The organism is Brevirhabdus sp. (assembly GCF_052826345.1).
On the sequence record NZ_JBRBUA010000050.1, the window covers coordinates 1 to 8,225 of the forward strand.

6 protein-coding genes are annotated in these 8,225 nt (G+C 63.8%); 3 read left to right on the top strand and 3 right to left on the bottom strand.

Going from position 1 to position 8,225, the window contains the following annotated elements; all coding sequences use genetic code 11:
• Positions 1–81: 81 nt before the first annotated feature.
• The 3 genes from ACU0BR_RS06135 to ACU0BR_RS06145 form a co-directional block, all read right to left on the bottom strand.
• Positions 82–1,980: an NPCBM/NEW2 domain-containing protein gene (locus ACU0BR_RS06135; RefSeq protein ID WP_446155966.1), complete on the bottom strand. Its 1,899-nt coding sequence runs from the start codon at positions 1,978–1,980 to the stop codon at positions 82–84.
• Positions 1,977–3,005 carry an alpha/beta hydrolase gene (locus ACU0BR_RS06140; protein ID WP_446155967.1) on the bottom strand — a complete coding sequence of 343 codons (1,029 nt, stop codon included), beginning with the start codon at positions 3,003–3,005 and terminating at the stop codon, positions 1,977–1,979. The genes ACU0BR_RS06135 and ACU0BR_RS06140 overlap by 4 nt, the downstream gene beginning before the upstream one ends.
• A 319-nt stretch (positions 3,006–3,324) precedes the next feature.
• A complete protein-coding gene (locus ACU0BR_RS06145; RefSeq protein ID WP_446155968.1) occupies positions 3,325–5,853 on the bottom strand; it encodes a TonB-dependent receptor in 2,529 nt (842 codons plus the stop codon).
• A 114-nt stretch (positions 5,854–5,967) separates the two neighbouring features.
• On the opposite strand from ACU0BR_RS06145, the gene ACU0BR_RS06150 reads away from it, so the two are divergent.
• The 3 genes from ACU0BR_RS06150 to ACU0BR_RS06160 all read left to right on the top strand — a co-directional run.
• Positions 5,968–6,645, top strand: a complete 678-nt coding sequence (locus tag ACU0BR_RS06150; protein WP_446155971.1) for a GntR family transcriptional regulator — start codon at positions 5,968–5,970, stop codon at positions 6,643–6,645.
• A complete protein-coding gene (locus ACU0BR_RS06155) occupies positions 6,645–7,550 on the top strand; it encodes a hydroxymethylglutaryl-CoA lyase (protein WP_446155969.1) in 906 nt (301 codons plus the stop codon). Before ACU0BR_RS06150 ends, ACU0BR_RS06155 begins: the two co-directional genes overlap by 1 nt.
• Before the next feature lie 10 nt (positions 7,551–7,560).
• Positions 7,561–8,225, top strand: a 665-nt coding sequence (locus ACU0BR_RS06160; protein WP_446155970.1) for a hydantoinase/oxoprolinase N-terminal domain-containing protein, incomplete at its 3' end; no start/stop codon positions are given.

Genomic DNA, 8,225 nt, shown 5'->3' on the forward strand with positions numbered 1-8,225 from the left:
GCCGACCCGCCAGCGCCAGCATGGCCCCGACGGCTGCGCTGCCGATCCGCAGCCGGAAATTGGCAATCGGGGACATGACGATCATGGCAGCAGCGCGGCGTCGCCCCAGGTGACGGGGACGGGGCGGGTGGCCTTGCCGTCGCCGCGCACGACCAGCTCGACGATGGCCGCGCCGCCGGTATCGACCGACAGGGGTTTCGCCGGTTCGGCAAGGCCCATCCATTCGCTGGCGCCCAGCAGCTTTCCGTCGCCATAGACTTCGAACCGCACCCGGCTGCCGTCATCCGACCCGCTGTCGTCGCGCCCGACCATCGCGCTGAAGCGGCGGAATCCGTCGCCGCGCACTTCCAGCCGCGAATTGGCCAGCACGCCGATGCCGGTCAGGAACTCGCGGTCCGCGATGCGCAGCATCTGGCCATAGGGCGTTGAATCCGCCCGAGCGCCGCCCCAGCCGGTGTAGCGGGGCCGCTCTCCGTTGGAGCGGGTGTTCTGCCACGGCACGATGGCGCGGTGGATCATCGGATCAGGTTCGGGGAAGTCGATGCCTTCCTCGGCGACATTGATCCGCCCCGGCATCTCGGACAGATACATGCCGCCGGGCAGGGCGCGCGTGCCTGCCGCGCGGAACACGCGGGTCTCGTGCGGGGCCAGCGTGAACTCCTGCTCGCCGGTGAAACTGCTGGCTTCGCCGCTCCACAGATCGGTCAGGGCGATCTCGCCATCCGCGGCATATTTCAGATGATCGGCGGTCAAAGTGACGGGTATCGGGGTCGCGGTGCGATTGAACAGCGCGACCGCCTTGGTCCCGTCGGCCAGTGTCTTGACGAAGAACTGCACATCCTCGGTATCATAGGCGAGCACGGCCTGATTGCCCGCCGGATCCTGGTTCAGCGCGATCAGATCGCGATTGCCAAGGATCGCCAGCTGCTCGGGCGTCGCCTTGCGCAGGTCATAGCCGATGATCAGCGGCGCGTTCAGCATCGCCCACAGGCTGAAATGGCTGCGCGCCTCGGCCGGATGATCGCTGTCGAAATCGCCCGTGCCGACGAACAGCATGTCGGGATCGTTCCAGTTGCCCGGCTGCGCATACAGCGCGCGGCGCGACGCGGAATCGAGATTGTGCAGCATGCGGCCCCAATAGGGCGCGATATCCTCGCTGGTGCGCGAGATATTGCCGTATTCCTTGGCCCACGACCGCACGTTCGCGCTGCCCCAGATGCATAGCGAATAGAGGAAGTCGCCGTCCGGGTTGTGCCTGACCAGCGCCTGCCCGACCTGCGCGAACAGGTCCTTCACGGCAGGCACATCGGTCTTCGCGATCGAATCGAAATCGATCAGCGGCGCCATCTCGCGGTAGATGCCCTTTTGCACATTGGGATTGTCCGCGCCCATGCCGCGAATGCCGCAGCCGTCGACCTTGATATAGTCGAACCCCCACTCGCCGAAATAGAGCGCGATGTCCTGTTCGATATGATCGTAGAGGCCGACCTCGCGCTCTGCCAATGTGCCCGCGGGATTGTTGGCGTTGCCGTGGCCAAAGGTCTGGCCGCAGCTGTTGCGCCCGATGTCGGAATAGATACCCGCCTTCAGCCCCATGGCGTGAAGCCGGTCGGTCAGGGGGCGGAAGCTGGTGCGGTCGCTGCCGGTGGCGGCGGACGGAAACGTCGCGGTGCGGATGACCATGCGCCCGGTGTCGGCATCGCGCTTAAGCCACCAGCCGTCGTCGATATTGATATAGCGATAGCCTGCATCGGCCAGTCCGCTGTCGACGATGACCTGCGCGCTGGCGATGACCTTTTCCTCGTCCACGTCGTGGTAGAACGCGTTCCAGCTGTTCCAGCCCATCGGCGGCAGAGGCGCCTGCCCGCCCGAATAGGCACTCCACGCGCCGGTCGGGTCAAGCTCGTCCGCCGCGGCGGAAAGGGGCAGGGCGGCCAGGGCGCATGCCGCGGCGATGGTGGGGAGGTGCAAGCGGATCATTGTGCCGGTTCCTGAACGAGGGTCCGCCCGAAGAACGGCAGGACATGCTCCTGCATCCGAAAGCCGAGGCGGTTGGTATGGTCGCCGTCATAGACTTCCAGCGTGTTGTCGATGCCTCGCGCCTGCAAGGCGCCGTGCAGCAGGCGTACGTCGTCCAGCAGGAAATCCTTGTCCCCCACGTCGATCGCGATGCCGCGATACGCCTTCACCGCATCGACATGCTGATCGAGGAAGGCAATCGGCGGGTTCGCCGTCCACCGCGCGATGACGTCGTCCCGTTCCTTGCCCTGTGCATCGACCGGAAGATCCAGATAGAGCGGCGCCGCATCCGGATCGGGCGAAAAGGCGGCGGCCACCGCCAGGGCACTGCGCAGATTGCCGGGCAGGTCCTGCGCAGCGGCGACGCTGGGCACGGCCTGGATCGTCTGGACATCCTGTGCGGTCAACCCGCGCGAGCCCATCGGCGACTGGCAGCACGGCGCCATCAGATAGAGCGCGCCATATTTTTCGGCATGCTTGATCCCGATGCGGCTGGCCCCGTATCCGCCCATCGAATGGCCGACCAGCCCGCGGCTCTCGGGCCGGGCGATGGTGCGATAATTTCTGTCGACATAGTCGATCAGCTCGTCCGCGATAAAATGCTCGAAATCCCCGGTCGTGGGCGAGTCCGAGTAGAAGGAACCGTTATATTCGTTCCAGCTGTCCGGAAATACGAGGATCATCTCCGGCACGCCATTTGCGAAGGCACCCTCTGCCGTTTGCGGCATGTGCACTTCCTTCAGCCACTGTTCTGCCTTTACCCAGTATCCGTGCAGCGCATAGACGACAGGATAGCGCCGGTCCGGGTTCTGATCGTAACTCGGCGGAAGGACGACATGGATGTCGCGCTCGGCACTCGTGCCCATCAGGTTGCCGTCGATCGCATCGGAATGCACCGTTATGCGATCGATCCGCACTTTCGCGGCACCTTCCACGACGGGTGGCTGCTCTGTCCCGACCTGCGCGCTGGCGGGCGCGGTCGTCATGGATGTAAGCGCAACGGACAGGCAGGCTGACAATATGCTTCGGAATGCCATTCGCGTCGTTTCCCCTCCAATGCAGCGCTGCAAAAGGGGGCGACGACGGTTTCGCGCCGCCATGCAACCTCTCCTCCACGACGCCGGTTCACCGGTTCTGCGGGACTTCAATACTCCGGCAAATTAAAAAGAAGCAAGGGGGTTGGCCGAGGGGGCGGCAACGGACCTGCCGCCACGACGATTTATAAGGGATCACGGCAGGTCCGCTGCTCCCCGCGCTCCCGTGCAGTGGTTGGGGGCGAAAAGCTGTCGATGACTGCAAGACCCTCTAGAACTTCACGCCTGCTTCTACGCCGACAAGACGGCGGGCGCCCGGCGTGATGAAAGATCCGCCGAATTCGATCGCGGGAATGGCCTCGGCGATATATTTCTCGTTCAGCGCATTGTCGGCGAAGACGGTGATCTGGAACCGGTCGGTCTCGATACCCGCACGCAGGTTCAGCACGTCGAAACTGTCGCGGCGCGCCACGTCATAGCGGGCGTTGCCGATAAAGCCGGGCAGCGCCAGCGCCGATCCGGGCAGCAGGCCGGTGAACAGGGTCGGGCGTTCCTGGTCCTGCACCGAATGGAACCACGTCGGGCCGGTGATGCGGTAATCGACGCGGCCGATCAGCCGCACCGCATCGTTGATGGGTACGCTGAGGTCGGTGCCGAGGTTGATCGTGTAGTCGGCGGTGTAGGGCGACTTGTTCCCCACGGTATAGGGGCGCGAGCTGTTTTCCCTGATCTCGCTGTCGGTGACATTGAACGAACCGAACACGCTCCACCAGTCGGTCACCTTCCCCGTCAGGTTGATCTCTGCACCCTTCACATTGACCTTGTCGATGTTCGACACGACGCGCAGCAGGCCAAAGCTGCCCACGAAGAATTCGAAGAACTGCATGTCGTGGATCTGCGTGTAGTAACCGGCCAGGTCATAGGTGATGCGGTCGTTGAACAGGCTTCCCTTCACGCCCGCCTCGAACGCGCTTGACCATTCCTTGTCGTACTGGTCAGTGATCGTGACGCCGGCGTCGATGAACTGGTTGAAATTGGTGTCGACGATGGCTGACGAGCCCTGATTGTTGAACCCGCCGGATTTGAATCCGATGCCCCAGTTTCCATAGATGTTGAGGTCGGGCACCGGCTCAAAGCTAAGCGACAGCTTGGGCTGGATCTGTTCGAACACCTCGTGCTGGGGCGTCAGTTCGCCGAATGCCTGCCCCGGATTGATCGGTCCGCCCGTGAACGGATCGATCGCGTCGGGGACCAGCGATGAGGCACGGCGATCCTCGATGTCATAGCGCAGCGCAAAACTGGCGGAGAGCTGCTGCGTCGGCTGATAGTCAAGCGCGCCGAACATCGCATAGACATTGGTCCGGAACTTGTCCGATAGCAGCAGCGAGGTCGGGTTCGCGGATTCGGGCGGATTATACAGGTTCTTGATGACCCCGTTGCCCGTATCGCCGCTGAGGCTGACGCCGGTCTCGCGGTCGATATTCAGGTAATAGCCGCCAAGCTGCCAGTTCAGCGGCCCCGCATTGTCCGAGATCAGCCGGATCTCCGCACTGAAATCGGTCTGTTTGCGCAGCTGGTACTGGATACCGTCGCAAGTGGTCGGGCTGTAGGGCCCAAAGGTCGATCCATTCGCGGGCGCGAAGATGAACGGCACCGGGATCTGGCCGATCGCGCCGGGCGGGTTGACCGGGTAGCCGGTCAATTCTGCGGTGCTGGCGAAACAGGCGTTGACCGTGGGCTGGCCCGCCGGATCAGCCGCTCCGATATAGCGGGCGAAATCGGCAGATGTGCCGTCCGCGACCAGATCCTGATCGACATCGGAATAAAGCGCCCATGCCACGAGCGAGACATTGCTGGTCAGTTCCTGATCCAGCTTGACCGACATGTCGAAGCTCGTCTGGTCGTTGGTGGCGCGGATGTTGTTGTAGAAGTTGAACGGATGCTCGTTCACGTCTTCGTAGAAGGCGGGATTGACCGCGGCGAAATTGGGCAGGTGGAACGCGGCATTGAACGGCAGCGAAGCGCCGCTGAAATCGGCATAGCGCGCCTTTACATCGACCTGCGTGGCGGTGCCCTGGCCGAACATCACGCGCCCGTCGACCGACCATGTTTCCTGGTCGTCGACCACTTTCGCGTCGAGGAAATCGTTGCGGAAGAACCCGTCGGTGGTGCGATAGAATCCCGAGAGGACAAAGCCGATGTTCTCCGCGACCGGACCGCTGACATAGGCCGTCCCCTCGAACGTGTTCTCGTTCGCATAGGATGCGCGCGCCATGCCGGTGAAATAATCGGTAGGCTCAAGCGTCTGGATCACGATCGCGCCCGCCGCCGCGTTGCGTCCATAGAGCGCGCCTTGCGGGCCCTTCAGGATTTCGACCTGCCGCAAGGTGCCTTGCGTCTGGTTGAGCTGCGCGGTGTTCGTCTTGAGGATGCCGTCGACGACCAGCGCGACCGAGCTTTCCGCGTCGCGCGCGCCGTTGATGCCGCGGATATTGACCTGCGTATCGCCCGCCTCGGCCGTTCCGGTGACGATGGTGACGCCGGGCGTCAGGCCGACGAAATCCTCCGCCTTGTTGGCGCCGGTGCGTTCCAGCGCCTCGGCCGTCAGCACCGATACCGATGCCGGGACGTCCTGCAGTCGTTCGGACTGGCGGCGGGCGGTGACGATGATGTCATCGGGAGAAGCGGCTGCGACTTCGGGCCCGGCGGCGGGTTCCTCGGCCGTCTGGGCCAGCGTGGGAACTGTCGACGCCAATACCGAAACGACCGACGCCGAAACGAGCCAACGAGAAGACCTCATGCCAAATGCCCCCATGATCGGGCGCCCCTGAAAGCGCCATTGCGTTTCCCTGAGTGAGAGGTATTGTGTACAAAATGGCTTTGGTCAAGTTTCAAGTTTTAAGGAGGGGGCACCATTTCCAAGGCTAGCGACAAGGCCTATGCCGAGATCCGCGCCATGGTGCTCAGCGGGGAACTGCCCGCGGGCACGCAGATTCGCGAGGAGGCCATGGCCGAGCGTTGCGGCGTATCGCGCACGCCCGTCAGGGAGGCGCTGCGGCGGCTGGAGGCGGAGCTTCTGGTCACGCGGACCGAGACCAATCGCAGCTTCGTGGCCGACTGGTCGCTCAGCGACGTGGCCGATGCATTCGAACTGCGCGCCATGCTGGAGGGCCACGCCGCGTGGCTGGCTGCCGAGCGGATCGAGCCTTCGCTGATTGCCGCCATGCGCACCGAGAATGCGCGTCTGGGCGAGGCGGTGCATTCGGATTATCCGGACGTCGACCTGTTCCTCGAAACCAATCGCGCCTTTCACGCCATGATTCTGGAAGCGGCCGGTTCGCGGCGGCTGGCGGCGCTGCTCGGCACCTTGGTAGAGCAGCCTGTCGTCTGGCGCACGGCGCATCAATACCGGTTCGAGGATCTGCGCCGTTCGTATAGCGAGCACGAGGAATTGCTGGCCGCATTCGATCGCGGCGACGGGTCATGGGCGCGGGCCGTGATGGTCGCGCATGTGCGGCGGGCCTACCACGCCTATGCCGATGCACATCGCAAACTGCCTGGCGCACGCATAGCCAAGGCGATGACCGGATAATGTATACAAAAAAGGTCGAAATCGTTGAGGTCAGCCCGCGCGACGGTCTGCAGAACGAAAAGCTGCAGATTGTCACCGCGGACAAGATTGCACTGATCGAACGCGCGCTGGAAGCCGGTGCGCGGCGGATAGAGGTCGCCAGTTTCGTCAATCCCCGCGCCGTGCCGCAAATGGCCGATGCGGAAGCGGTGTGTGCCGGTTTGCCGGAACGCGGGGACGTGACCTACATCGGGCTGGTCCTCAACATGCGCGGCGCGGATCGTGCGATCGCCACCGGCCGGATCGACCAGCTGGGTGCGGTCGCGGTGGCGTCGGACGGGCTGGGCATTGCCAATCAGGGCCAGTCCAGCGACCAATCCGTCGATGTCGCCTGCGAGATCGTGAGAGCGGCCAAGGCCGCAGAGTTGACCGGGCAAGTGACGATCGCCGCCAGCTTTGGCTGTCCGTTCGATGGCGAAGTCGCGGTCCGGCATGTCGTTTCCATGGCCGAACGCCTGGCGCGTAGCGAACCTGCCGAAATCGCGCTGGCCGACACGATCGGCGTCGCCAATCCTGCGCATGTGGCACAGCTTGTCTCTGCCGTGGCCGATGCTGTCGGACCTGTCCCCGTTCGCATCCATTGCCACAACACCCGCGGCACCGGCCTCGCCAATGTGTGGGCGGCGGTGCAGGCCGGGGCGAGCGTCGTCGATGCCTCGATCGGTGGCCTTGGCGGGTGCCCGTTTGCCCCCGGCGCTGCCGGCAATGTGGCGACCGAAGACGTCGTCTACATGCTCGAACGCGCAGGCGTCGCCACGGGGCTGGACTTGGCGAAGCTGATCGACACCAATCACTGGCTGGAAGGCGTGATGGGGCGGACCCTGCCCGGCATGGTCGCCCGCGCCCCCCTTTTTCCGGCAGCATAGGGAGCTACAGATGGGATATCGCCTTGGCGTGGATGTTGGCGGCACGTTCACCGATCTTCTGCTGTTCGATGCCTCCGACGGAAGGTTCTGGCGGCACAAGACACCCTCGACCCCTTCGGATTCGTCCGAAGGTATCCTCACCGGCCTCGACGTGATCTGCGAAAAGGCGGGCATCGCGCCGGATGAAATCGAGTATTTCCTGCACGGCACGACCGTCGCCACCAATGCGGTGCTGGAAGGAAAGGGGTCGCGCGTCGGGCTGATCACGACCGAAGGCTATCGCCACATCATGCAGATCGCCCGCAGCTTCGTGCCGGGCGGTCTTGCCGGATGGATCATCTGGCCAAAACCTACGCCGCTTGCCGCGCTGGAGGATACTGTCACGATCAAGGGACGGATGGACGCGCAGGGAAACACCGTCCGCCCGCTGGACGAGGACGATATCAGGCAGCAGGTCGGATTCCTGAAGAAGCAGGGGGTCGAGGCGATCACGGTGTCCCTGATGAACGCCTATGTCGACGGATCGCATGAAAAGACGGTCGGCAGGATCGTGGCAGACATCCTTCCCGACATTCCCGTGTCGCTCAGCCATGAAGTGCTGCCCGAAATGCAGGAATACGAACGCACGCTGACCACCGTGGCGAATGCGGCGGTGCGTCCCGTGGTCAGCTGCTA

Coding starts and splice junctions, on each gene's coding strand:
- ACU0BR_RS06135 (WP_446155966.1), bottom strand. CDS start 1,980: ATGATCCGCTTGCACCTCCCCACCATCGCCGCGGCATGCGCCCTGGCC.
- ACU0BR_RS06140 (WP_446155967.1), bottom strand. CDS start 3,005: ATGACGACCGCGCCCGCCAGCGCGCAGGTCGGGACAGAGCAGCCACCC.
- ACU0BR_RS06145 (WP_446155968.1), bottom strand. CDS start 5,853: ATGAGGTCTTCTCGTTGGCTCGTTTCGGCGTCGGTCGTTTCGGTATTG.
- ACU0BR_RS06155 (WP_446155969.1), top strand. CDS start 6,645: ATGTATACAAAAAAGGTCGAAATCGTTGAGGTCAGCCCGCGCGACGGT.